The sequence below is a fragment of the Candidatus Ornithobacterium hominis genome (assembly GCF_951229915.1).
Classification (GTDB): domain Bacteria; phylum Bacteroidota; class Bacteroidia; order Flavobacteriales; family Weeksellaceae; genus Ornithobacterium; species Ornithobacterium hominis.
This window is the reverse complement of record NZ_OX579588.1, coordinates 831,139-856,247: the sequence shown is the minus strand read 5'-3', so window position 1 is coordinate 856,247 and position 25,109 is coordinate 831,139. Positions and strand designations below refer to the sequence as shown.

Sequence of the window (25,109 nt, the reverse complement as noted above, 5' to 3'; positions counted from 1 at the left end):
GCAGAATTATAAGAAATGAAGAAAATAAGTTTGATTTAATCTTCGTACTGTATCGCTCGTATATCTCTATGAATATACAATAACTGATCATCACATTCTGTTACGAATCTAAAATCTTCAAGCTTTAAGTTATTAGGAGCATCATATCCTTCTCTTATAGGTGTTCTACCGCTATTCATTTTACCCTCAACTCCATCCAAACCTGTTTCTTCCAGCCAAAAAACTGTTCCCGTAGTACTTCCAAAAGTACAACATTGAAAATACATCCCCACATTATGGTATTTATAAGCTTTCAGAAAAGGAGGAGATAAAGTTTGCGCATTTCTTTTCCTTTTAACAAAATATAAAGTTGTCCCTTTAGAATTATCTCCTTTTATCCAATCTGCTTTTGGAATAGTTAAAATTCCCCGGCGTTTATAATGAATAAATTTACTTTCTCCAGGACGATGACATCCGTACTCAAATTCTGTGTTCACTTTAACCTCATTAGTGCCTATTGAAATATATCCTATATCTAACAAATATTTCTTTATCTTATCTTTTTTAATTTCTGGAGGAGTTGTAGAATTCTGAAAGGTCCACCAATTAGAATCTTTTTTAAAAGTGCCATCAGTAGCCATTACTATGGTAGACACATCCTCGCTTGTTAGGCGTTCTTGCATATTGGGTACTTTTATTTGAGCATTGTTCCCATTAAATGTCAAAGTCTTGCCATCCATGGTTACCGTGCGGTCGGCAGAAAGGGTACCATTGCTACCATAAAGCGTAGTGTCTAATTTCTTCCATTTACCACCAGCATCATTAGCGTCGTAATAGTAGTAGCCCGCTTGGTCTATCAGCTCATACTTGCCTGTTTTATTAGCCACATCAGTAAACAGAGCAGTTATATAAAGGAGTAGCGAGTTTTGGTCTGTTCCTACTCCGCCCGCATCGGTCATAGTCTTCACCTCATCTGCTGTCATTCTTGGGATAAGCAATCCTTTGGCAGGTTCTGCTCCTTTATTAGTAATCTCTAAAGTAGCTTTGGGATTTTCCGTATTAATCCCTACCTGTGCAAAGGCAGATACGCCAAATGTGAGGGATAAAATAGTTAATTGTTTTTTCATAATGGTAACATTTTAATTGGATTAAACTTTTAAATTGCTTTGTTCTTTTTTATCGCAATCCCTTGATTTTTAAAATGTCATCCTAAGGTATCCGTTGGGTATGGGCATAAAAAAAGGTGTGGATGACTCATTCTGTACACTAAATCAAGGTATCCCCATACCCACAACCAATATACAAAGCCCCACACCCCATAAGGGTGTAGTTCCTGTATAATTTCTGGTTGTATAAAAATTGGGGAATTTTTGATTTAGAAATAATACAATTACACTATTTTTATGTTATGTTGCCCGTTGGCGCTATGTCATAAGTTTTTGTTTTTTTTGTGGTTTAACTTAAATTAAAAACAGCCGTAGCTATTTGGGGTCAAAGATACCAAAATTCTTGTTTTTGAGGAAATGTTTTTCAGGATTTTTTTTAAGGCTTGGATGTTTTAGGAAATTTAACATCTGGTGGTCATTGATGGTATTGCTGATTTAATAAGTTCCGCCAATAATGAAAGCGAAAGTATTGAAATGATAGAGGAATTGTGCGCATTGGCGGGGCATTATCAAACCTGTATGGTATGTGTATTACATTTAACGCCAGGAGGATTAAAACTTCGGGGGCATTTAGGTTAGAATAACAACTACCGATACTAATAACCATCTTTTGGCAAAAAAAATTTGTGAAAAATTCCAGTTATCAATATTCATTACTGAACGTTTAGTTCTATAACCAAATGCATAATTTATTTTTTTTGGCGGATATAGATATAATAATAAAGGGATTACAACTATGAATAAATCAAATACTAAAATTGAAATTACTTCTTTTGCTTTGATAATTCTTCTATTAAATGATACTCAACAGACTTTACGTCTTGAGGTGCATTTGCTAAATGCTTTTCTTTAATCAATAACAAATATTCAAAGCCTCTTTCATAAGTAAATCCTCGAATTTCATCTAAGAAAAGATAGTCTGTTTTATCGTTTTTCTTTTTTACAATCATAGCCTCTCTTTCTCCAGTAAAATTAGGAGAACAACACTTGATTAAAGTTGTTTCTGATAGAACGGTTACTTCAACCTCTTTGTAATAATCCTCTTCCTTATTGTAATTAAAACATCCAATAGAAAAGCAAACCATAAATAAAAAAAACATTGTTTTAAAATACTTCATATCATCAAGAATATAATCGGAATGTAGGAAAATATATTGGATTATACAAATTATTATAGTTTTTTTTTCATTAACACTCTATTTTTTGAAATTCTTTTAAGATACTATGTGATAAACAAATGTTTAAATATCTTCAGTACTTATCTGTTCCAAAAAAGGACAAACAAAGCCAAAAAAAGACAGGTAGTATAAAAGATAAAAACAAGGTTATAGTTTCGTTGTCGGATATAAAAATAATAGAAGTATGAGAAAGAAGAGAAACCCTATCAACGAAAGCGAGTTAATGGAACTAATGGCAGGAAAAAAAGAATTATCTCCTGTAAAAGAATCAAGTTCACCAAAACCACCCGCCCTCCAGCATTATATACAGAAGCGACTTTATTGTCGGCAATGGAATCGGCAGGAAAGGATTTGGAAGACGAAAATCAACGACAATTACTCAAAGGTACTGGTATTGGAACTCCCGCTACTCGAGCGGCAACAATAGAAACTTTGTTGAAACGAAACTATATCAAACGCCAAAAGAAAAGTATAGTTCCAACTGAAAAGGGATTGAAAGTTTTTGAATGGGTCAAAGACCGAAAAATCGCTGATGTGGCATTAACGGGTGAATGAGAAGCCTCTCTCAATGAAATTGAGGAAGGGCAACTCCCTCCAGAAGATTTCCTACAAGCGATGAAAGACTATACCCAAAAAATTACAGAAGATTTTTTAGCGATGGAAATCGAAGGAATTGCTTCACCTGCATTGGTTTGTCCTGTTTGTAAAAAACAAAGTGTTCGTTTATACAAGAAAGTTGCTAAATGTATGGAAGAAGATTGTCAGTGGTTATTTTTCAGAAATGTTTGCGGAAAACAGGTAAATGATGAAGCGATAATGGCTTTGCTGGAAAATGGAAAAACAACGCTTTCAAAAGGATTAAAAAGTAAGGCGGGAAAAAGTTTTGATGCTTATTTGGTTCTTCAAGAAGACAGTTCTACCTCATTTGAGTTTCCGCCTCGCTCTAAAAATAAAAAAGGAAAATGAAAATAATCAAAGCATAACAGGTTTAAACAATAAGTATTTGACGGCGAAAAATGCCGTCAATAGATAATTGTCTAAACCTTTTTTTTTGAAATGTTTGCTTTAATACTCAAAAAGTGAGTATATTTGCAAATAAATCAAATTAAAAGGAATGTTTATTACGAAAATAACGATTAAGGACTGGGTAGAAGAATTACCTAAAAAGGGGATTATGACTTTTAGTATTGAACAAGTACGAAATCAATTTACAAATTTAAAAGAACAAAGTATTTCCAATGCTTTGCACCGATTAAGTTGTAAAGGAAAAATTTTATCTATTTGGAAAGGATTTTATGTAATTATTCCTGTTGAATATGCTTTGAGCAAACAAGTGCCGCCCTATCTATATATAGATGAACTAATGAATTATCTGGAAAGGAATTATTATATCGGCTTATTAAGTGCTGCCAGCTTTTATGGAGCTGCACATCAACGCCCACAAACTTTTTCTGTACTTACTGAATTACCGCCTTTAAGAACAACCTTAAAGAATAATGTACAGATTGTTTTTCCAGTTAAGCGTTTCATCACCGAGGAATTATGGACATTACATAAAACGCAAAACGGTTATGTAAAAGTATCCACTCCTGAAGTTACCGCCTTGGACCTACTTATCTATGAGAATGAAATAGGTGGTTTGAATAGAGCGACTGAAGTCATACAGGAACTTTGTGCTGAAATGGATTTTAAGAGAATGCCTAATACGCTAATATCTCAGTTTCCGATAGCAAGTATCCAGCGTTTAGGTTATGTACTTTCTATTTTAGAAGAAAAAGAGTTGGAGAAAATACTATGGAAAAAATCCCAAGAAATTGGACTAAACTTTTGGAAAACACCTCTAAAAACAGGTAAAGAAATATCTGATACAGATGACTATCATCCCGTTTGGAAAATAATAATAAATGAACAAATATACATTGACGAATGATACCTAAAAATGCAATTACTTATTGGCGTTCCATTGTTCCGTGGCAGACACCTGAACAAGTAGAACAAGATTTAATTATCTGCAAAGCTCTGGTAGAAATTTATAAAGATGCTTTTCTATCAAAACATTTGGCTTTTCGGGGAGGAACTGCCTTGCATAAGTTATATTTATCGCCACAACCTCGCTACTCGGAAGATATTGACTTAGTTCAAATCAAAGCCGAACCTATTAAAGAAACTATCGACCGACTTCGAGAAGTCCTGTCCTTTTTAGGAGAACCTTATGTTCGTCAGAAAAGAAATAACAATGTACTAATTTTTAAAGTAGCCTCAGAGATTCCTCCTGTGGTTCCCATTCGATTAAAAATAGAAATCAATTGTAAAGAGCATTTTACAGCATTAGGATTTTCGGAAGTTCCTTTTGAAGTGGACAGTCCTTGGTATAAAGATAAGGCAAATATTGTTACTTATTCATTAGAAGAATTAATTGCTACTAAACTAAGAGCTTTATATCAAAGGCGAAAAGGTAGAGATTTGTTCGATTTATATAAATGTTTGACCAAAACTCATCTTGATGTCGAAAAAATAATTCAAATCTATCATCAATATATGAATTTTTCAGAAGGACAAAGTCCTACTCAAAAACAATTTTTAAGAAATTTAGAATTGAAATTAGAGGATAGTGAATTTTTGGGGGACACAGCTTTACTGCTACACCCTAGTGAGAATTACGACCACCTAATAGCCTACGAAAAGGTACGAACTGAACTCATTGAAAAAATATAATTAATCATCAATAATAAATATAAAAATTATGGCAACACAAGAAAAAGAAATTTCGTATTATGATTTACGACTAAGAGAACTATTAAACACGAGTTTTCCTAATCTGGCATCTGATGAGGAGTTTATCAAAGCAAGGGGGGATTTAGCTGCACAGGCATATCAAAATGCGTTTGAAGCGGGAAATGATGTACTGGAATGTCGTAGAATCGCAAATGAAGCTCTTTTTGAAGGCTTGTATTATTCCCCTTTTGACACAGTATATCAAGTGGTTTGTAATGAGTTTGACCGAGAAATCCCTGCCGATGAAGCCCGTGCCTTTGCACTTAAAATGTTCCCCTATTGCATTGAAGTATTTGAGCATTACAATTTACATCAAGATTTTGATGGCTCCCAAGCGTATGATGCTCTTTACACTGAACTAACAGGACAAATTCAAATATGGATTGAGGAAAATGGCGTTCAATAAGAAACTACATTTAGAGAATAATATTAAAGCATTGCAAGTCGCTTTTGAGCTAGACCTCGAAAAGCGACTTGCTACTAATGCTGAAAAAGAAATCTTAAAACAATATTCAGGTTTTGGGGGACTAAAATTCATTCTAAATCCTGCTAATGACTATAGAGATATTCAGAGTTGGACAAAATCCAACCAAATGTATTTTGAAGCTACTTAAAGAATCTTTTTTAATAGTTTTTTTACATTATCAAAAGTATCTAAAGACTCTATATCATCTTTTTTCACCCATTTAGTATTGGGCTGTAAATTAAAATCTTCAATATTTTTTGGTTTGAGTTTATAAATAAAATCTATATGGTAATGAAAATTATTGGGTTCTTTTATAGGTTCTTTTAAAATACAAAAAGGTAAATTTTCTTCTACTACATTGTTATCAGAAAGCGCTCCTACTCTATTATCAAATACCTCTGTATCTAAGTTAACCTCTTCTTTACATTCTCTTATTACAGCTTCTTCCATAGTTTCGTTGTCTTCAATATGACCTCCAGGAAACAGCCAAGCATTTAACTTACTGTGCCATATCATAAGAACGGCATTTTTATCAATTATTATTCCTGATGCTACAAAATCAATTTTATCTTTTTTCATAATGAAATCTCTTCTAAAAATATTTTTATATATAGTCTCGTAAACTCCGTTCTTTCTTTTGCTATTTTCTTAGCGGTTTCGGTATAGAATTCGTTTTCTAACTTAAATAATTTTTCATAGAAATGATGTAATACAGAATGTGTTTTCTTTGCTTGATAAAAAGTATCATCTTTTAAAGGGAATTGAGGGTTATATATAGGTTCTTCTATCCACTGACCAAAAGAAAACGCTCTTGCTATACCAATCGCACCTAATGCCTCCAAACTATCCGCATCAAACAAAATTTTAGCTTTTATATCAATCTTACTCTTATTTTGTTTATCATCAGAAAAAGAGTATTTATCTGTTGCTGAAACTAAGCTAATAACCTCATTCCTATAATTTTTATACTCACTATTTTTCTGAAAAAAGTTATACAGTAATTCTTCAGATTCCTCAACTTTTTTCAGTTTACTGTCATTCCCAGAAGAAAGCCTATGAAAATCATGAAGATAAGAGGATAATATCAATACTGGCTCATCTTTTTTGTGATTTTCTTTTTCGTTTAAAAACAAGCAATTATTGCAAACTCTATCTAAATGAAAAATATCATGAGCAATATCAATTTCATAATTTGAAATGAAATCAAACACCTGTTGCCTTATTCTTTCTTTCATTTTTAATATTTTAATTCAAATAAACTTTTTCCCACTCCTCACATAAAGCTTGATGCTCTTTTTCATCTATTTTATGTAAACCTATTTTGTCAGGGTTTCTTACCGTATAATATAAACAGACATATAATTCAGAAAAAACGAGTTCCAATATAGAAGATAGTACACTATTATTTCTAAAGTTTATAGGTTGTCCTTGATTAAGAACTATTATATGTTTAGTATCAAATTTTAGCACACTATAACTTTCATAAAGAGAAACACTATCTGCATATTTACATAAATTTTCATACTGAAACTCTACATCTTTGGAACTTCCAGAAACTAATATAACCCTTTCTTTTAAATGTTGTATATCTTCAAGATACAAAGAATGTTTACCAGAAACTCCTAAAATAATATCAGCATTTTTTAAAATGTCTTGTTTTTTGATAGGACAGTAGTAACCATCTAACCTTGCTTGAAGTCTTTTAACGGAATCAATATCCCACACATTGATAATAGCATCCCTATTTTTCAAATTTCTTACGGATGATTTACCTATCTTACAACAAGTGGTGAATGGTAAATGGAATAAAGAAAGGGAACTCGCAGAACTTAAAAATGAACTAGCTTCCATTGAAAGGAAAATTCATTTGTCGATAAATGAAAATAATACAAAGGTAGATTCTCTAGATGATGAGCAAGTGGGATCAAAGGTTGATGATAAAGCTATTCAACCGCCCCAAAGTAAAATAAATACCTCGAGCAAAAAGTTTAAAATGTAAGAGAATAACTTTATTAGTTTGTTCACTTTTTGGGACGGTGTCGGAAACTGCCAAATTTAATTAAAAATTAAAATTATGGCCAAAAGTACATGTTATTTCATTTAAATTCGGATTAATCTCTTTTTGATCAGTTTTTCTAAGCATTTGTATATAATTAAGATTAAAATTATGTTTCTTCCAAGGAGTGTAGCTAGCCCCTAAAGAAAAATTTAAAACCTTAGCATTTGTTTTCTTGTTTTTCGATTGATTGTAAGACAATCCCATGTTGGTTCTAAGTTTATCTTCTTTTAGAAAAGATTTATTTATTGTAACCCCAGGCCCCCATATTATTGTTGTTTGTGACATAGTATAAGTGTGTGTGAAATTTAAAGCTCCTGCCATATTTAATTTTTTGTTAGGAAAGCCTAAACTGTAATTAATATTTGCATTATGAAATCTTGACAATCCGCCTTTTCTCACAACATTATTTTCTTTATTGACCATATCATTTAGCGAATAATTAATATTTATGTTTTGAGTCTTTTCTTTTGTACTGGAAATTATATAATTAATATTTATGTTTGTGTTTTGGGCTATTTGTTTATATTCAACAGAATCTTTAGGCTGTTGTAATAGTAACGGATTTTTATTAATTATATTGAACTGATTTAATTGATGATTTGTGAACATCGTAAAGTTTGAATAACTCGCAGTAACTGAAAGTTTATCTGAAGCTCGAACATTAATATTAGCGGCTCCTACCCAACGGTTCGTTTGTTTAATCTTTTTATTGTCCAAATTGTCTCGTTGGCGCCCTAAACTAGTAGCTAGAGAAATTTTATCTTTAAACATTAGAAAGGAAGTATTAAGCGTTATGTTTTCAAGATCATTGTTGAAATAATACGCTCCCAATGTTTTATATCCCGGATCTATTTTCTCATACTTAATCCCAATAGTTCCTTTTTTTAGATTTAAATTAACGCCCCCATTATAAGCAGAATAAGATTCTAGACTAGTATTTGCTGGCAAAAACAAAGAAGCTATTCCTTTCTTATCTCCGCCTTTGTTATTATTCCTTAAATCATTAATTAAAGCACTATTTGCATATTCCCCATACAACTCTAAATTTTTTTGCATTTTTATTTTTCCAGTAAATGACAATACAAGGTTTTCTTGAGGAAAGACTCCTTTAGTGTCAGGTTGAAGCTGTAAAGATTTAACTTCATCTTTCGCATAAAAACCTATAACTCCTAGTTTATATTTTTCTTTTTCCCATTTAACATTGGCCCCATAGCCCATTCTTTTATAAGCAGGAATCGTATTAGAATTTTCATCGTCTTCAACGGCTTTGTTCAATCTACCTGCCATCACAGCTACTTTTAAAGGGATATTGGGAGTAAGTTCAAGTCCCCCGCCCGTAAATAAAAGCCCATTGTATGTATAGGGAGAAAAACTCATGGAAGCATCGCCAATATAAGCCTTTACCCATTTATACCTAGGGGCTATACTTAATCTGTTAAATTTAAAGGGAACTTCGTATCCTAATTGCCCTCCTTGATTTGTAAAACTATATGAAATAGGCATAGACCAGTTATATACTCCCAAATTTAAGTTCCCATTCAAAAAATAAGTGAAAGGAGCTCGCTCACTATAAACATTTGATTTGTAAAAAACTGAGTTTGCAGAAATCCCTCCACTAAGCTTGAATGGATTTTTCTCTAAGGTTTCTTTGACCCTTTTTCCTAAACCTTCTAAATTAACTTCTTGTGCATTACATATCGCTATTCCTAATATCATTGAAAATGAAATCAAAAAATACTTAATTAATTTTTTCCTCATAATTATTGGGCGTGTTTTTGAACTTTAATATCTACTAAGATATATGAATCTCTTCCTGATGAAATATAATCTTTGACTAGTATTGCTCCTTTTCTTCCATCGTTTGTTTGAAATAAAACTACTCGTGGTTTCTTTGTACTGTCAAAAGGCGTTTTTCCTGTATTTGTTTCTGTAATATTTATACTACTAAAGCCTTTTCCTGTTTTAATCGATTCAAATAATGTTGGGTTTAATTGTATTTTCACCAACTCTTGTGAATTAATTATTTTTGTGTGAATGGCGTTAGGTATCTTATTAAACGACGTGGTTTGTACTTCATCTGGTGATAGAAATTGATTATAAGTAAAAGAGGTGTTTAAGCCAAAAAAGCCAAAATCTATTTTATCCGTAGATATTTCTGATACTTCATTCTCTTTGATTACTTTTCCTAAATTGGAGGAAAAGAAACAACCAATGGTATTATGGGCTGTATTGATACCTAATTTAATATTACTAAATGAAAGTAAATTGACATCAGGGTGTATGGTGATTTGTTTTCTTATCTCTTTAGTCGCTTTATCATTTATTGCTTGCAAGATAATTGTGTAATTGCCTGCATTGGCAAAATGAATGTCTGGGTTCTCTTCTTCAGATATTGATGGTGATGCTCCTTCAACTATCCATTTATAGGAAAAAGCATGTGTTGATTTGTTCTTTAAATGTAATATTACAGGTGCCTGATAATCATTGTCGATATAATCCACAGACCAATCAAAATCAGCTGTCATTTCAGGTTTTACAATAATGCTTTTTTGCATAGTATAGCTTTCTCTTCCATTGGTGATGGTTAATTTAATACTATGCTCTCCTGCTTTGTTAAAAACGACTTTTGGATTTTGTTGATTAGACCGTGCTGGGAGTCCTTCTTCAAACTCCCAATGATAATTAGTCGCTCCTAATGATTTATTTTGCATCTGTAAAGTCACTGGAGAAATATCACTACCTTGCATCATCCAATCAAAATCAACTTTCATAGCGGCATCTATTTTGATTTCTAGCTCTTTTCTGTCTTCATTACCATCTTTATTGGATGCTTTTAATATAATTTTGTAAATCCCTGCTTTTGTATAAATTACAGGCTTAGGGGTTGCTTGGCTGGAATGAGACGTTACAGCTCCTTCGAACGTCCATTGATAGGTATCCGCTCCCTTTGATTTATTTTTTATTTCGACTCTCACAGGTACTGAATAATCTTCGTTGACAACTTTTATATCAAAATCTGCTGTTACTGGAATACTATCCTCTCTAGCACAAGAACTGATAACGATAAATGTCATCAATGTAATGAGTGTGGATATCCAATTATTTCGATTTATTATCTTTTCCATATCTTTATTTAATTATCATTTTCTTCACCATTGATTCATTACCTGTTTCTAAAATAACAAAATATACCCCCGTAGACAGCGTTACATGGTAAGGCACTAAAAAATAGGTTGATTTTGGCTTGGTGATTACAGGATATGCTTGTTGAGTGAGCATATTTATAATTCGCAGATTAATGGGATTTTCTTTCTCTAATTTTACAATTACTTTAAAGTTTCCATCATTAGGATTTGGGGCTACATTAAATTCTGTGATATTAGAAATTTTATCTGAAGATAAATCTACTCCAGACAAGTTTTCTTCTACGACAACCTCTTTGTAGAAAGTTTTTTTACATTGCCCTTGCATTCCTTTTAACCCTATTCTGTACGAACCTGTATTTGAAAACTTAAGCTCTAAATATTCTTCATTCTTTTCTATTACACTTAGAGCAGAATTATCTGGAATAAGCCACTCAACAGTTTCTGGCATCTTGGGTGATGTATTTACTAATACAACGGTGGATTCGGTATAAGCATGAGTCGTAAGCATAAATTTAGGCTCTAATATCTCATTAGATTTTTTTATAACAACACGATCTGTCCCTATACATCCCTTGGAATCCGTAACCGTAACAGTGTAAACTCCTGCATCGGATAATTCTATTGTTGGTAATTTGCTTATTATCTCTCCTTTTTCATTTCTCCATAAATAACTTGCTCCTTTATCATCTATCGTTGCGTCGTATCTTTGAGTGTCTCCTGCGCACAATGTTACATCTTCCCCAATATGGACTCTTAATGGTTCTGGATTTGTTAATTTATATTCTTTTATTTCTTGACACCCCTTGGCATCTGTAACTGTTAGTACATAGTTTCCTGCGGATAAATTTGAGTTTTCTTCTGTCGTTACACCATTAGACCAGCTGATTTTATAGGGTTTTGTCCCTCCTGAAATTTTTATTTTAATAGATCCATTAGAAGCATTATGACATATCGGATTACGAACTTCTTCGTCCGTAATCACAATTTGATCTGGCTGTGTGACTTCTGCAGCGCCCTTTATCTTACAGTTTTTAGCGTCTGTTACAAGTACAAAATAATTTCCAGCTCTAAGTCCTGTAACCTCGGAAGTGGTATCCATTGTATTCCATTCATAAGAATGAGCCCCTGTTCCGCCCGTTGCTTTTACCGAAACTCTGCCGCTACTTTCATTATTACATGAAATGGAATTGGCAAACATTGATAGTTCAAACTTAGGTGGATAAGTCGTTACTATTTTTTCTTCGACTTTGTTCTTATTCTTATCTATTACTAATATTTTATAGGTGCCTGCTTTAATGTTTTTTAAAACAGGTGCCGTAGCTCCAGAAATATCTATGAAAATACCATTATCCAATTTCTGCCATTGATAGCTATAGGTTCCTACTCCGCCTGTTACTTTTGCTTCTATTTTTCCGTCTTCTGCATTGTCAGGAATTCCATTCTGATTTAAATCTAACTTAAAAGGATATTCATTGGAAATATTACAAGAAATATCTTGTAATATTTCTATTTCTGCCTTCAATGGATCGGGTTGAGTTACTTCAAATTCTTTCGATACTATTCCACAATTTCCTAGCTTAGTCGTCGCGGCATTATAATTTTTATCTTTTACAGTGAGATAATATTTGCCGGCAGTGAGATTACTGATTTTTATGGTATAAGAATTATTTGATAATCTGGTTGTTATTCCAGTTGTGATGAGCGTCCCCGTAGGGCTATCTTTTCTCCATTCATAATGATAACTTCCGTCTGACTTTGGTGTGCCTCCTTGTACCATGACAGAAATATAGCCATTGCTTAATCCATACCCCGTAGGCTGTACAATTTCTATTTTTTTATCAATTAAACTAATCGGAGCGTTTGGCTGACTGATCGTAATTTCAATTTCTTTTTCTATACTCGAATCATTGGGTTCCCTGGCTACACACTCATGTGTATCTCGTACTTTTATTTTGTAAATTCCTTTTGACAAAGCGTTTATAGAAGTTTTATTAGCATTATTAAAATCGGTCCAGTCTAAATAATTTTTTCCGTCTTTTGTTATTAAATACTGATATTTTCCTGTGCCTCCTTTTGCCTCTATATTAATTACACCATCGTTTCCTTCAAAACAATAGACATCTGTTTTGGATGATAATTGAAAGCTTACCGGTGTTGCTTTTTCAATTTCAAAATCAATGCTATGCTTTTCTCCGTCGGTATAAGTGGAATTTCCATTATAAGTGCCATGTACATTTAATCTGTATTCTCCAGGTGGTAAATTCTCAAGTGTATAGGAGGTACCTGAATGTAAATAAGAGGTAATGTCTTTATTAACAACCACAGTTTCTGTCAATTTGTTCTTTAAACTTAAAGATAAGGTCTCTCCTTTGTCAAGTTTTCTATCAAAATGAAGTGTTAATTCACCGTCTCTTGTGTTAAAACATTTGGTTGATGAAACGTCATGAGATATTATTTGAGGAGATGATTTGTATACGATAAATTTAAATTTATTAGATTTGTTAGCTCCATTGCTACAGGAAGATTCTACCCATACGGAAATAATTTTCCCATAATTATCTTCTGCCACAAACTCACTGGCTGGAATGTTAAGTATAGATTTTTGATTGTATGAATCAGGAAATATATTTGGAATACCTCCCTCAATACTATATTTCCATACGTAATCATAAGAATTTAGATCATCTGGAAGAGCTATTTTCAAATTTTGATTACTCCCAAGCGTATATTCTTCACCATTATTATAAATAATAGAATATATTGGATATGATTTTATAGTCAAATCTCTTGTAACATGTAATGGATTTTGATAAAATTTGCTATAACAAGTTCTATTGACCGGTAATGTTATTTTATCATCATTTCTTGCATTACAGAATTTAACATTAAAAACCCCGAAAACCCACCACTTATTTATAGAGTATATTTGAATTCCTGTTATCTTTTTATCTTTAGTATAAAGTTTTTCATGGTTAAAGTTTTGATTCCAAATTCTGCCTTTCCACAAATTTTCAACACTACCATCTTCATAATATAGGTTTAACTCTCTAAGTCCATAGATATCTCCACAAGCTTTTGGATCTTCTCCTTGATACCCATCAATAGTAAATTTATAGTCTGCCGTTCCATTCAAAGAGATACCATTCTGCCCAAAAACAAAACACCCTATTATTGTGAATAATATCGTTAGTAAAATCCTTTTCATCCTATTATGTTATTAATATTCAACATCTATTTTTTCGGTTTTTGCTACCTGACTATTTTTTAACATTGGCTTTAGCAGGTAGGTATAGCGATTTCCTATTTGAACCGAAGTATCTTCTAAAAAGTTTTGATTTCCTGCCAATGTTCCCCAATGTGTAGGCTTTTCATTTCCCTTTTGGCGATATACGACAATTTCAATAATATCTTCCGTCTTTGACCTCCAAATTAGTTCAATTTGTTTCTTATTTCTATTGACTGTACTTGTCATATTACTCAAAACAGATATTGTCTCAAAACGACTACTTTGTAAGGTTACTTCTTGTGATTTATCTGATTTCAGTTTACTCTTGTCTATAGCTTGCAAGTAATATACATATTTTTTATCGACTACGACTGCTTTGTCTGTATAGCTGTAATCTGATTGATTTTTCTTAGTTTCATATATCATTTCCCATTGGGTGTCCGGTTGGTCTTTTCCCTTACGATAGAGCTGGTGTACAGCTACATCATCACTATAACTTTTCAACCAATTGAGTGTTATATTTCCATTATCCTCCAGCTTATATCCTGTAAATACCGGTGCTTGTGGTCTTACTTTATCGGGCTTTTCTAATTCTAAAATAACAGAAGGCTTGGATTGATTTTTCCTTTTATCTGTTGCCGTTACATAGTAATAAACTTTTGAGTTTAAGTTTTCTAATACTATTGTATCTTGATACGTATTTTGAGTAATAGCTTGTGGTGTAATCCGTACCAATTCATCTCCTTTTTGAATACCTCGAAAAATATGATAGCCCTCTAAATCTTTTTCTGTATTGACTTTCCAGTCTAAGTGTACGACACCCAATGAATCTATTTCACCTCTAAAATTTGCAGGAGTATCCGGTGGTGTAATATCATTGGGCTGAACCAAAATAGCAAATGATTCTCTACGCTCCTGTGATTTTCCTATGGCTTCTACTTTAAAGTAATTGGATGGTGCCAAACTCTTAGTAACTATTTTTCTCTCGGTTACAGGTATATCTTTTTTCACGGATTGGTAACTGTTTTGCAAATCTGTTTCAGAATGTAAAAGCTCAAAGGAACTAATCTCACTTTCTGATTCTTTTGGAAAATCCCAAGTAATGGTAATATTCTCGTTGTCATCAATATCAAAATCTAAAATACTTGGGCTTATCTCTAAACTCTTTTTACCTTCTCCGGATACTACTTCCGAATAAGGTCCGTAATCTCCAAAAATGGTTTTTCCTCGTATTCTGTAGGCTATTTCCTTATTATTCTGTGCAAGAGAGTCCACAAATACCATGCCTTGTACTTGTCTTCCCTCTGTATCATTCATATTCATTACCGGCAGATTACTCAATGTAGTAAAATGAGTACCATCTTCGGATTTTTCTATATAATAAGAAGTATAGGTATCTCTAAGCATAAAATAATTCCAAGACAAGGTTACCGCTTGATCTTTAAAAATTCCTATGAAATCCAAAGGTTTAGGCAATTCCCATTCTTTTGATAACTCAGCTATTCCACTCCCTTTTTCTATTTGCAGGGATTTGGTATTGTTCTTAGGGTTGAGTTTCACAGTATAGACATAGCGAACATCAGGCTCTACGTCTGTATCTACATAGCCCCAACCTGCTAATTGAGCTACCTCAAAATCCAAATCAGCTGCCATAAGTGCATAGGCAAATCGTTGTTCTATTTCTTGGGATTTATTGATAATATTCTGTAACTCTCCCTGATTTCCCATTTCTACTTCAAAACTCTCCCCAAACATAGATTGGGCAACAATGGCTGCATTGTTATTGGTTTCTATTATTGCTTTCCATTTTTCCTCTGAAGCGGGCTGAAAAATACCTAAATTTTTCTCCTCAGGATTTTCCAGTAGTTTGCCATCTCTGATAAGCGTATATCTTTTGAGTACAAAGCCTATTTTGTTGGCTTTTTGCCATGCAACGGGCTCATCTACTGCCCATCGCAATAACACGCGATCTTGCTTACTCTCTACCTTTAGGCGAATTTGAGGCTCTCTCTGCTCTTCTTTGTTTTGAGAGAAGGCTATACCGCTTATCAGTACTACTACAGCTAGTATATATTTTTTTATCATATTTTTGTTTTAATAGTCTTTTCTTTTAAATATCCCAAGGTTTTATTATATCTACAAAATTTTTATTCCCGTCTCCGTATAATTTGTAAAATCCTTTTATTGGAATTTATAGTTTATAAAAATGGATTAGGTTCATTCTCTAAATGAGAAATTAAAGACTCAAAACTCTTTTTGTATAGAGGGGCTTCTTCTTTATATCTAGGGTTACTAAAATCTTCTTCTATAAACTTACTTATACCATCTTTATATTCTTTGTACCTCTCTGTTTGATTTCCCCATTTTAAAATGGCTAACTTTTTAAACTCACCAACAGGATATTTGCCTCCAACCGGTATTTCTGATTGTTTATCAAAAGGAACGCTACCTACATATTCTGCTAAAAAACGAATATCTAACAGTTTTGGAAAAACCTCTTTTTCATGTATTCTAAACATTTTACAAACTCTGCTATATATTCATCTAACTCTAACTCTGTTTCAATCTCTCTAAAATACAGTAACCTGAAACACAGAAATATTCCGGTTGCAATTCAATTTCAATAACCAATTTTCCTCTTGGTTGATTTTTATTAAGAAATCTTTTATTTTTTTGCAATCATAAATTATCAAATTTTTCCAATTTATATTTTCCATCTATCTAATATTCAAATTTAAACAGTCTTTTAGAGGTTCTTCGAAAAATTAAAATACCTGCTACTGACAACTTTTGAGCCTAAGCATTTGGTTTAATATCGTTATTGTAACCATCTACTTCATCTTGTAATTCTTGATCCCAAATATATTCCATTTGCATTTTTCCATCATGAAATAAAGTAAACTTTGCTCTGTTCCAATTCGTATGAACTGGCGGCTCGTTTTGAGTTATATTATAGAGTTCGTGGATTAATTTTGCATATTTGTATCCCATAGAAACTTCTAGAGTTCTTTTTTTATTCTCACCATCAATTATATAGCTATTAAACTCTACAACTCCCTCAAGTCTCATTATATTTAGCTCCGCTTTTTCAAATTGTTCCCCTTGTGGAATATCATCTATTAAACCTATAACAAGTGAATTAAATATTTCTTTTTGTCTCATCATTGATTTGTAAAAGTTCTTTATATTTCCATTTTTTCATATTAAAAATTTGTTGATTTTGTAGTTGATTTCGATTATAGATCCATTAAAAAGAGCTTTAGAACATTAAGTTGGTATAAAATATTCTCATTATTTGTTTTAATTTTACCATTGATGCTTTTATCATATTGCCAAAGTTCATACTTTGATTTGTTAATAAATATTTCAATTGAAAAACCAATATCTCCAGAAATACTGACTGCAATATCGTCTTTAGATAGTTTTATATACCAATAGGGTCCATGTGTAGATTCAGTAATAACTTCATAATCTATTAAATTATTCTTGAAAAAATCTTTTATGATTTTTAAATTCGAATTTGCGAATGATTTTACCATACTGCTTTCCATAAATTTCCAACTTTTTTAAAATCTTTTACTCCTAAATCAATCAAGTAGTTCACCTCTCTCGCAAAAAATTGTTCGTTTTTAGGAGAAAATGGATTGTGAGAAAACCAAAATTCTTTTCCAGCAGCTTTTTGATTATCTATAAACTTCTTATTGATTCGTCAAATTTCATCATCATTTTTGTTTACAATATTATATGCTTCATCCCATTTATCCCCAAAATCAAAATATGTATATTCTTTTCCAGCTTTTGATATATATGAAGATGAACCACCACCATCCCACATACCAAGCATTACTTTTGACTTATTATTCTGCTTGGTTGCAAAGATAACATAATCATCCACTTGCTTGGTAGTGAACTTACCCCCCCACTTCAGCCACAACATTCTTAACCTTAACACCGCCTAAATCTTCAAGGGTTTTTGCTAATTCTTTTGGTAGTGCCGTATTGGTTGTATTTGCGCTTTCTGCTGCTTCTTTGGCGTATTGTCTAATTTTTTGTGAGGATATTATATCTGCCGAAAGCGATGCCATCTGTAGAGCAAATGTTACTATCTTAATTTTTCGACAAGTTTCCTCGTGTCCTTTACAAATGTCCGTATAGTTTAAATAGATATCTATTGTGGAAGCTGCTACCTCAGTGGCTCCGATAAGCACCTTAGCTTTTCTTAAAGCTGAAGGTATATTTTTTAACTTAGATATATTACCCACTCCAGAAAATGTAAGAGCAATATCTAATGTAAGATTTGCTGCCTCTATTGTTTTTTTGTTATCTTTTATATTCTTAGCAAGATAAAGTACATAAGCGGGCATAGGTTCCGTAGGTATTTCCCATTTATTATCTGAGGCAAACAGTACCACTACGGGTTGGTACATATCATATTCATAATTAGTTTCACTCCGTATAATCTGTCTACCTTTTCGTCTGATATTTACATTAATTATAGCGCCTTTTTTAGTAATTTCATACCAGAAACTAAAAGGGTCTTTAATATTATCACTTTCTTTAATATTAAGAATTCCAGCTGTATTTTTATAGACATACTTTGCAGGATCAGAGAAAGAACTTCTTTTCCAAAGATTAGTTATTTCTGCAATAAACCTTGAAGCATTCTCTTCTCTACCAAATAAATGGGCATTGTCTATACTACCTCTTAATGTATCTAAAAACCTCTCATTATCTCTTAAATAACTTAAAAAGGCATCTATATCCTTTTCTGGAATATTATGAATCAAATCTAGAATAAGATCTTCTGCTGCTTCATCAGTAGTAATCCCTCTATCTAATAAAGCTTCTATTAGCCTTATTCTATATTCTAAAGAAATATTTTTAAATCCACAAATTGCCCTGTTTTTAAGAGAAGTGAATTCGTCATTATCTATATGTCCATCTGAAAGAAAGTTTTCCCCAATAACTGTTACCTCTTTTAATACTATAACATTATCCGGAGACTCTTCTTTTCCTATTTCTTCATTATTTGTATTATCTTCCGCAGAAGAAAAAGCTTTACCTGATAAATAATTCTGAAATTTTTCTCCTGGAGCAGTTGTTAAAATCTGAAGCTTACCAAAGTCATATTGTAAAAATGCTTGCATTCCTGGGTATGAAGGACTTAAAGCTTTAATTTCTTGAGGAATTTTTAATTCTCTATTTTCATCTATAAAAAACTGTACAGAATATTCATGAGAAACATCTCTACCAAAGCTGATTCTATAAACAATACTTTTATATTCATCACTTGGAAGAAGATCATCAAAATACTTTAAGTCTCTTTCTGATAATTTTAATTCTTTTTTCTCAGAAAGATAAAAACAGCGTATCTGTTGTAATATTTTACTTACAAGCCATTTCCCTTTATACTCCCCCTCACTTTGCCCTTGGAAGGCATAAATCTTAAACTTAGGGTCGTTTACTTGTTTCCAGTCTGGGTATATGAAATTTGTGTTGGTATTGGTATTGGTGTCGCTGGTATTGTAGTCCATCAGGTTTTTCATATCTCCTTGGGCTACATTCTTAAACTCCTTAAATGGGTGTTCTAATCGCAAGGCTCCGTGCCCTAGCTCGTGTGCTATGGTTCTTGCCTGTTGGTCATACACAAAACCAAACTGTCCGCCCAATCGCATATAGCCGGCTTGTCCATTGGAAGATGGTTTGTCCGTTACAAATATATAATAGGCTAAATCTACTCCTCGCTCTTGTTTGTAGGCTTTAATTACCTCATTTTGGGCAACAGTATTCTTTTCTAACTCCCCAAAGGCATCTTCCGTAGGTAATTTTCCGTTTACTAAGTAAGGTGTAATATCAAAAGTTTCCTTAACGCTAATATCTACATCTATAGCTATTTTCTTATAGATATCTTTTACTTTCTGTATTTGGTTTCTAGATATACTTACTCCTATCGTTGGAACGAGGTTTAGCTTAATTGTCTTAGGTGAGATATGAACTAAATTAAACGCTCCAGCTACTTGGTACTTATCTCCTTGCTTAATGATTGCTTGTACTTGTTCTGTAGCATAGCTGTATAAGCCTTTTAAAGTTAATCTATAATCATTTCCTACTTTTTTGGCATCTATCGGTACACCTTTAGAAGTTTTGAATATTAAACTATCCGCAGATATACTATTATCTGTAATCTCCACGCTTGCAATAAAGGGTTCCGTCTTTTTGTTTTCTACGGCTTTGAATGGAATTACTTTTCCGTTAAGCTCCTTATAATCACTATTCAATGCTTTTGCAGGCTGGTCAAAAGCGTATTTGGAATCACTACTGTTTTTAAAAGTTACTCTAATGCCTTCAGCTGTGATAGTCGTTGCATTTCCTTTAGCATCTACTCCGGCGGTATTTTGTGGGGTAGAAGCTCCTCCTTTGGCTTGCATTCCTACATTTGTTATGTTCCCCTCTTCGTCTACAGCCCAAACATTGCCTTCTGTATCAATAATGGTATAATCTTTACCGCCTGGCAACACCTCTTGGCTGTCTTCTCCTGAACCTCTGTCGCTTTCTTTACCTGCGCCTGCATCGCCTATGATGATGATTCTTTTGGTTTTTTCATCATATTTTATTCCTTTGATGGTGTAGTTTAACGTAATGTCTTTTACTCCTTCATCTCCAAAGAGTTCACCTAAGCCTTCTGATACAAATGATATGGCACTTTCATTCGCATCATACGTAGTCTCTACTACACCCTCAATCAATTGTTTGTCGGTGTTGAGTTTAATATTATTAAAAACTACCTTAATTTTCGTATCTCCCAAATAAGGAACTTCTATATAGCCCTCGCCACTGTATATCCCATTGCTCCCTTGTGATGAAATCACCGTTACAGGAAAATCTCCTGCCATAAACACCTCATTCGTTCCTAACACAGTTTGCAATGGGGCTTTATTGGTAAGGTCTATAGATGGCATTACACCACACTGGTATTTACTACTTTCTTTTTCTTCGCTATCTGTTGTAAAATATTGTATCGCACTATACGCATATGCATTGCCAGAAGTCTCTCCCTCTAGCGGTGAAGGGTTAAAATTCTGTAGATTTCCGCAAACTGTTCCTATTCTGTATTCATATTCAGTCTGATTTTCTAAGCCTGTGAGTATGTATCGAGTTTGGTAACTTTCTTCAGTCTGCCAATCGCTATGGTTATCTCTTTTTCGATACTGTATGCTATATAATCCTTTGGGTTGTCCAGGCATTGTCCAACTAAGCTCCACGCGTCCTCTACCTGCATTTTTTGCCATTAAAAATGTAGGCACCTTACAATCTTCTACATAATCAAAATAAAATATCTCGGAGAGCCCATTGTTTTTATACACTCCATTATCTTCGGTAGGATTTGCGCCAACTACTGGATTACCGCTTACTGCTTGCACCTGCCAAGCATAGCGTTTCCCTGGAATTAAACGCGTTTTCTCGGGACCATAATATAAACTTGTTGCATAAGTTTTTTCTTTCCATAATATAGGAGAAGATAAAAATCCAGCTACAGGACTGCGTCCTGCATCCCATAGTTCTTTTAAAATGAATATATAATGGGTATTGGGGGCGACTTGCCTTGGCATCCATTGAAATACGATTCCTTTGCTGCCTACGATATCGCCCTCAACTTGTACTTTTTCTGCATTCTGAGGGAGATTGAGTAGAGGAGGCTCATATTGTGTTAAATAGGCCTGTGCACAAGTCTTTGCGGAAAGATTGTGCTTGGTATAATAATCGTATGCCTGAAAGCAAAATTGATAAATTCCTTCTGGTAAAGTTTGTGCATATTGTGAAGCATTTAAGCCTGCTAAATTCTGCAACTCAAACAGAGGTCTTAAATCAACATTGGTCAGCGTTATATTACTGCCTGGATACAGCGTAAAAGGAGACATCCCAGATACAAAACTTTGGCTAGTGGCTATAGGAACTGCGCCTAACGAACTTTCTAAGCTAAACTTTATGCCCGTGGGGTGTTGTGGCTCCTGCAAGTCTGTCATCATGACTTGTAAGCGCAACTTTGTCTGCGTACTTGTAGCATATTCACTCAGCTTTAAACTATAGGGTGGCAACAAGACTGGTACCATCTTTACAGGGTATTGTTGAGCCTTCAGTACAAATGGTTGAAAGGCTAACAAAAAACTAAAAATAATTGGAATAATTTTTTTAGGTATTCTAGCGTAGTTTCCCACTTGTTTTATATAATGATATAACCCGTAGTGCATTATCGAATGAGGTTAATTTTTAAATTGTTAATGTTACTATGAAAGACAAATTTATTGAGATATTGAATAGTAGTCAAGGAGGTAATTTTTGCCAATATTCTTGTTTTGAATCCTTCAAAAGATTTGGCATAATTACGCCGTATCATAAATTGGTCACACAACTGCGAGAATAAAGTTTCTATACGTTTTCTACACTTTCTGAATGGATAGAACTGAGGTTTGTAATCTTTTTGATTTTTTCTTTTAGGGGGTTCTAACTGGATTTTTACCTCATTGAACAAGTCAAGGTTACCGCTTGATCTTTAAAAATTCCTATGAAATCCAAAGGTTTAGGCAATTCCCATTCTTTTGATAACTCAGCTATTCCACTCCCTTTTTCTATTTGCAGGGATTTGGTATTGTTCTTAGGGTTGAGTTTCACAGTATAGACATAGCGAACATCAGGCTCTACGTCTGTATCTACATAGCCCCAACCTGCTAATTGAGCTACCTCAAAATCCAAATCAGCTGCCATAAGTGCATAGGCAAATCGTTGTTCTATTTCTTGGGATTTATTGATAATATTCTGTAACTCTCCCTGATTTCCCATTTCTACTTCAAAACTCTCCCCAAACATAGATTGGGCAACAATGGCTGCATTGTTATTGGTTTCTATTATTGCTTTCCATTTTTCCTCTGAAGCAGGCTGAAAAACACCTAATTTTTTCTCCTCAGGATTTTCCAGTAGTTTGCCATCTCTCATGAGCGTATATCTTTTGAGTACAAAGCCTATTTTGTTGGCTTTTTGCCATGCAACGGGCTCATCTACTGCCCATCGCAATAACACGCGATCTTGCTTACTCTCTACCTTTAGGCGAATATGAGGTTCCCTCTGCTCTTCTTTGTTTTGAGAGAATGCTATACCACTTATCAGTACTACTACAGCTAGTATATATTTTCTTATCATTTTTCTATTTTATCATCTTTTCTTTAAAATCTGCTGGGGCTTTCTGCCCATCAAATATCCATTTAATTTGGTCTAAGTTGTTTACATTTCTCTTTTGTAAATGTGCAATACTTGCCGGCTGTCTAATATATAAATCTTGTCTTCTATTCCTACGGGGCAAAGTTGCGTTCCTACTGGTCATTCTTCTATTCCTACGAGCCATTCTTTGATAAATTCGCAACAAAATGTGCTCCTACTTGCGATTCTTCTATTCCTACGAGGCAAGGGCGGTGCGGTGCCTGCTTTTGAAGATAGCCCCTTGCAAAAACTAAACATTATACTTTGGCTCTACGCTTTTTAGCCGCTCTTTTAGCTTTTCGTAGTAGGGAAGCCATGCTTTATATTGCTCTCTTGAAAAAATCTCATTGCACATTTTTATTTTCTCTTCAAAATTAGGGTCATTACATAATTTTGATATGATTAAACCTCTAAATTGTGCATCCAATGCCCCAGATAAAATACCTCGTCCTTTATTTTGCCATGTTTTCCCTTCCGCTGTAAGTTCATCCATTTTTTTTAAAACATTCGGTAGATAGGAATAGGTTTCTATTATTTTTGGGGTATCTTTTTGGAGGTAATTTATAATCAAGTAAGCAAATTCTTTATAACTATTTTCATCTGTAAATTTAAACGATTTGCTTTCAATAAGACGGCTAAATTCTCCTGTATTCTTTAATGTACCAAAAGGATAATCAGAAATTTTTAAGTCTTCAAATGATTGATTGGGAAATTTTATTTCCCATATTATATCCTCAACCGAACAAATTATTAGTTGAGGAATAAATACAGGAGGTTCATAGTTGCTAAAAAATATCCCCCCTTTTAAAATATTTTCTGTATTATGTTTATATTTGAATTGATATAACAATGCCCATTCATTCTTTCCTTTAATTTTGTGTTCCTTAAAAAAGGGGCGTAGTACATTTAGTATTAACTTTTTTTGTTCTGATGTTTTCATTCTTAATTTATTTTAGTTATTTTTTCAATTGTTACTTTTGTTATATCATCGGTGCCTCCGTCTGATATTTTGAATATTTTATCTTTTGAGATAGAAATCATCTGTTCTTTATAAAAATAAATTTTATCATTAAGTTTAACATCATACTTCACTTTCATTGTATGTTCTCCGTTTTGTAAAATAGCTCCAAAACCTTCTTTTTGTCTTTTTGTAAAGGCTGTGCTTTTACTTAATTTAAATATTATACTTTGGCTCTACGCTTTTTAAGCGCTCTTTTAGCTTTTCGTAATAAGGTATCCATTCGTCTGGATCTTCATAAAATATCTTATCTACATACTTTATTTTGTCTTCATAATGAATGTCATTGCACAATTTTGAAATAATTAACCCTCTAAATAAGTTCTCTGGACCTCCTGATAATATATCTCCCCAATATTTTCCCTCGCTTAGCAATTCATCCATTCTTTTTAGAATATTTGGAAGATAGGAATAGGTTTCTATAAATTTTTGTCCATCTGTTTTTAAATAATTTATAACCCAATCGGTAAAAGTTTCTAATTCTTCTTGGGTTTTTACGTCATAACCAATTCCTCTATACAATCCTTCTAAGGGTTCGGTTTCATTATCATAAACCGTTGACAAAAAAATTTTTTTCTCATCATAAAAGTAATGCTCAGTAATATATTCTTTTCCAAATAATTCTATAATATAATTTTCTACACAGAACAAAGAAATTTCTAATTCAGAAATATCAATTTGCCCCATATCTTTGAAGTATAACGAAAAACTAATCGCTTTGTCTTTTTGCTTTAAAACATAAGTAGGAGGACCACCTGTTTTAAACGCCTTATACCCTTGCGGTTTTAACAGCTCATCTAACTTCTTAAATACGTAGTCTTTTTTTTCTTTCTTCTTAAGCATA

26 protein-coding genes and 1 pseudogene are annotated in these 25,109 nt (G+C 33.1%); 7 read left to right on the top strand and 20 right to left on the bottom strand.

Annotation, left to right across the window (positions count from 1 at the left end):
- Positions 1 to 35: 35 nt before the first annotated feature.
- From QOX03_RS03955 to QOX03_RS03950, 3 genes are all read right to left on the bottom strand, one after another.
- The gene (locus tag QOX03_RS03955) at positions 36 to 1,106 is read right to left on the bottom strand and encodes a phage tail-like protein (protein ID WP_283671596.1); all 1,071 of its coding nucleotides are present in this window, start codon (positions 1,104 to 1,106) and stop codon (positions 36 to 38) included.
- Positions 1,107 to 1,715: 609 nt separating this feature from the next.
- Complete coding sequence (locus tag QOX03_RS09505) at positions 1,716 to 1,838, bottom strand: SdpI family protein (RefSeq protein ID WP_353616915.1); 123 nt, start codon at positions 1,836 to 1,838, stop codon at positions 1,716 to 1,718.
- Positions 1,839 to 1,909: 71 nt separating this feature from the next.
- Positions 1,910 to 2,245 carry a DUF4377 domain-containing protein gene (locus tag QOX03_RS03950; RefSeq protein WP_283671595.1) on the bottom strand — a complete coding sequence of 112 codons (336 nt, stop codon included), beginning with the start codon at positions 2,243 to 2,245 and terminating at the stop codon, positions 1,910 to 1,912.
- Between the two features lie 327 nt (positions 2,246 to 2,572).
- Here QOX03_RS03950 and QOX03_RS03945 point away from each other — a divergent pair, with 327 nt between their 5' ends.
- The 6 genes from QOX03_RS03945 to QOX03_RS03920 all read left to right on the top strand — a co-directional run bounded on the left by QOX03_RS03945 (position 2,573) and on the right by QOX03_RS03920 (position 5,712).
- A complete protein-coding gene (locus QOX03_RS03945) occupies positions 2,573 to 2,878 on the top strand; it encodes a DNA topoisomerase (RefSeq protein ID WP_353616914.1) in 306 nt (101 codons plus the stop codon).
- Between the two features lie 60 nt (positions 2,879 to 2,938).
- Positions 2,939 to 3,289: a topoisomerase C-terminal repeat-containing protein gene (locus QOX03_RS03940; RefSeq protein ID WP_283671594.1), complete on the top strand. Its 351-nt coding sequence runs from the start codon at positions 2,939 to 2,941 to the stop codon at positions 3,287 to 3,289.
- 148 nt (positions 3,290 to 3,437) lie between these two features.
- Complete coding sequence (locus QOX03_RS03935) at positions 3,438 to 4,253, top strand: type IV toxin-antitoxin system AbiEi family antitoxin domain-containing protein (RefSeq protein WP_283671593.1); 816 nt, start codon at positions 3,438 to 3,440, stop codon at positions 4,251 to 4,253.
- Positions 4,250 to 5,038, top strand: coding sequence for a nucleotidyl transferase AbiEii/AbiGii toxin family protein (locus tag QOX03_RS03930; protein WP_208809427.1), 789 nt, complete (start codon positions 4,250 to 4,252; stop codon positions 5,036 to 5,038). Before QOX03_RS03935 ends, QOX03_RS03930 begins: the two co-directional genes overlap by 4 nt.
- A gap of 28 nt (positions 5,039 to 5,066) precedes the next feature.
- Complete coding sequence (locus tag QOX03_RS03925) at positions 5,067 to 5,504, top strand: DUF1896 domain-containing protein (RefSeq protein WP_283671592.1); 438 nt, start codon at positions 5,067 to 5,069, stop codon at positions 5,502 to 5,504.
- Entirely contained in the window at positions 5,491 to 5,712 is a 222-nt protein-coding gene (locus QOX03_RS03920; protein WP_133298112.1) for a hypothetical protein, read from the top strand. Before QOX03_RS03925 ends, QOX03_RS03920 begins: the two co-directional genes overlap by 14 nt.
- Here QOX03_RS03920 and QOX03_RS03915 read toward each other — a convergent pair.
- Genes QOX03_RS03915 through QOX03_RS03905 form a run of 3 tightly spaced genes read right to left on the bottom strand, consistent with a single transcriptional unit; the run spans position 5,709 to position 7,289 of the window.
- Entirely contained in the window at positions 5,709 to 6,143 is a 435-nt protein-coding gene (locus QOX03_RS03915; protein ID WP_119058101.1) for an NUDIX hydrolase, read from the bottom strand. The genes QOX03_RS03920 and QOX03_RS03915 overlap by 4 nt on opposite strands.
- Complete coding sequence (locus QOX03_RS03910; RefSeq protein ID WP_133298113.1) at positions 6,140 to 6,799, bottom strand: HD domain-containing protein; 660 nt, start codon at positions 6,797 to 6,799, stop codon at positions 6,140 to 6,142. The genes QOX03_RS03915 and QOX03_RS03910 overlap by 4 nt, the downstream gene beginning before the upstream one ends.
- A 10-nt stretch (positions 6,800 to 6,809) precedes the next feature.
- Positions 6,810 to 7,289, bottom strand: coding sequence for a Rossmann-fold NAD(P)-binding domain-containing protein (locus QOX03_RS03905; protein WP_283671591.1), 480 nt, complete (start codon positions 7,287 to 7,289; stop codon positions 6,810 to 6,812).
- Position 7,290: 1 nt separating this feature from the next.
- Between QOX03_RS03905 and QOX03_RS03900 the strand changes: the two genes are divergently transcribed.
- The gene (locus tag QOX03_RS03900) at positions 7,291 to 7,563 is read left to right on the top strand and encodes a hypothetical protein (protein ID WP_283671590.1); all 273 of its coding nucleotides are present in this window, start codon (positions 7,291 to 7,293) and stop codon (positions 7,561 to 7,563) included.
- Positions 7,564 to 7,623: 60 nt separating this feature from the next.
- On the opposite strand, the gene QOX03_RS03895 is transcribed toward QOX03_RS03900, so the two are convergent.
- The 14 genes and pseudogenes from QOX03_RS03895 to QOX03_RS03830 form a co-directional block, all read right to left on the bottom strand.
- Positions 7,624 to 9,381: a TonB-dependent receptor gene (locus QOX03_RS03895; RefSeq protein WP_283671589.1), complete on the bottom strand. Its 1,758-nt coding sequence runs from the start codon at positions 9,379 to 9,381 to the stop codon at positions 7,624 to 7,626.
- A gap of 2 nt (positions 9,382 to 9,383) precedes the next feature.
- The gene (locus QOX03_RS03890; protein ID WP_283671588.1) at positions 9,384 to 10,748 is read right to left on the bottom strand and encodes a PKD domain-containing protein; all 1,365 of its coding nucleotides are present in this window, start codon (positions 10,746 to 10,748) and stop codon (positions 9,384 to 9,386) included.
- A 4-nt stretch (positions 10,749 to 10,752) separates the two neighbouring features.
- On the bottom strand, positions 10,753 to 13,974 hold the full coding sequence (locus QOX03_RS03885; protein WP_283671587.1) for a T9SS type A sorting domain-containing protein: 3,222 nt from the start codon (positions 13,972 to 13,974) through the stop codon (positions 10,753 to 10,755).
- 12 nt (positions 13,975 to 13,986) lie between these two features.
- Positions 13,987 to 16,080: a fibronectin type III domain-containing protein gene (locus tag QOX03_RS03880; protein WP_283671586.1), complete on the bottom strand. Its 2,094-nt coding sequence runs from the start codon at positions 16,078 to 16,080 to the stop codon at positions 13,987 to 13,989.
- A gap of 113 nt (positions 16,081 to 16,193) precedes the next feature.
- The gene (locus QOX03_RS03875) at positions 16,194 to 16,514 is read right to left on the bottom strand and encodes a hypothetical protein (RefSeq protein ID WP_283671585.1); all 321 of its coding nucleotides are present in this window, start codon (positions 16,512 to 16,514) and stop codon (positions 16,194 to 16,196) included.
- Positions 16,515 to 16,791: 277 nt separating this feature from the next.
- Positions 16,792 to 17,160: a hypothetical protein gene (locus tag QOX03_RS03870; RefSeq protein WP_014791636.1), complete on the bottom strand. Its 369-nt coding sequence runs from the start codon at positions 17,158 to 17,160 to the stop codon at positions 16,792 to 16,794.
- 71 nt (positions 17,161 to 17,231) lie between these two features.
- Positions 17,232 to 17,546, bottom strand: a complete 315-nt coding sequence (locus tag QOX03_RS03865; RefSeq protein ID WP_283671584.1) for a hypothetical protein — start codon at positions 17,544 to 17,546, stop codon at positions 17,232 to 17,234.
- Between the two features lie 158 nt (positions 17,547 to 17,704).
- The gene (locus QOX03_RS03860) at positions 17,705 to 17,947 is read right to left on the bottom strand and encodes a hypothetical protein (protein WP_283671583.1); all 243 of its coding nucleotides are present in this window, start codon (positions 17,945 to 17,947) and stop codon (positions 17,705 to 17,707) included.
- Positions 17,907 to 22,244, bottom strand: coding sequence for a fibronectin type III domain-containing protein (locus tag QOX03_RS03855; RefSeq protein ID WP_283671582.1), 4,338 nt, complete (start codon positions 22,242 to 22,244; stop codon positions 17,907 to 17,909). The genes QOX03_RS03860 and QOX03_RS03855 overlap by 41 nt, the downstream gene beginning before the upstream one ends.
- Positions 22,244 to 22,531 (bottom strand): annotated as a pseudogene (locus tag QOX03_RS03850) (transposase); the annotation flags it as partial. The pseudogene QOX03_RS03850 and the gene QOX03_RS03855, both read right to left, overlap by 1 nt.
- Complete coding sequence (locus QOX03_RS03845) at positions 22,510 to 23,190, bottom strand: hypothetical protein (RefSeq protein ID WP_283671581.1); 681 nt, start codon at positions 23,188 to 23,190, stop codon at positions 22,510 to 22,512. The pseudogene QOX03_RS03850 and the gene QOX03_RS03845, both read right to left, overlap by 22 nt.
- Positions 23,191 to 23,194: 4 nt before the next feature.
- Positions 23,195 to 23,392, bottom strand: a complete 198-nt coding sequence (locus QOX03_RS03840; protein ID WP_283671580.1) for a hypothetical protein — start codon at positions 23,390 to 23,392, stop codon at positions 23,195 to 23,197.
- A gap of 105 nt (positions 23,393 to 23,497) precedes the next feature.
- The gene (locus tag QOX03_RS03835; protein WP_283671579.1) at positions 23,498 to 24,187 is read right to left on the bottom strand and encodes a hypothetical protein; all 690 of its coding nucleotides are present in this window, start codon (positions 24,185 to 24,187) and stop codon (positions 23,498 to 23,500) included.
- A gap of 234 nt (positions 24,188 to 24,421) precedes the next feature.
- Positions 24,422 to 25,108 (bottom strand): hypothetical protein, encoded by a 687-nt coding sequence (locus tag QOX03_RS03830; RefSeq protein ID WP_283671578.1) that lies wholly within the window; start codon positions 25,106 to 25,108, stop codon positions 24,422 to 24,424.
- Position 25,109 lies beyond the last annotated feature (1 nt).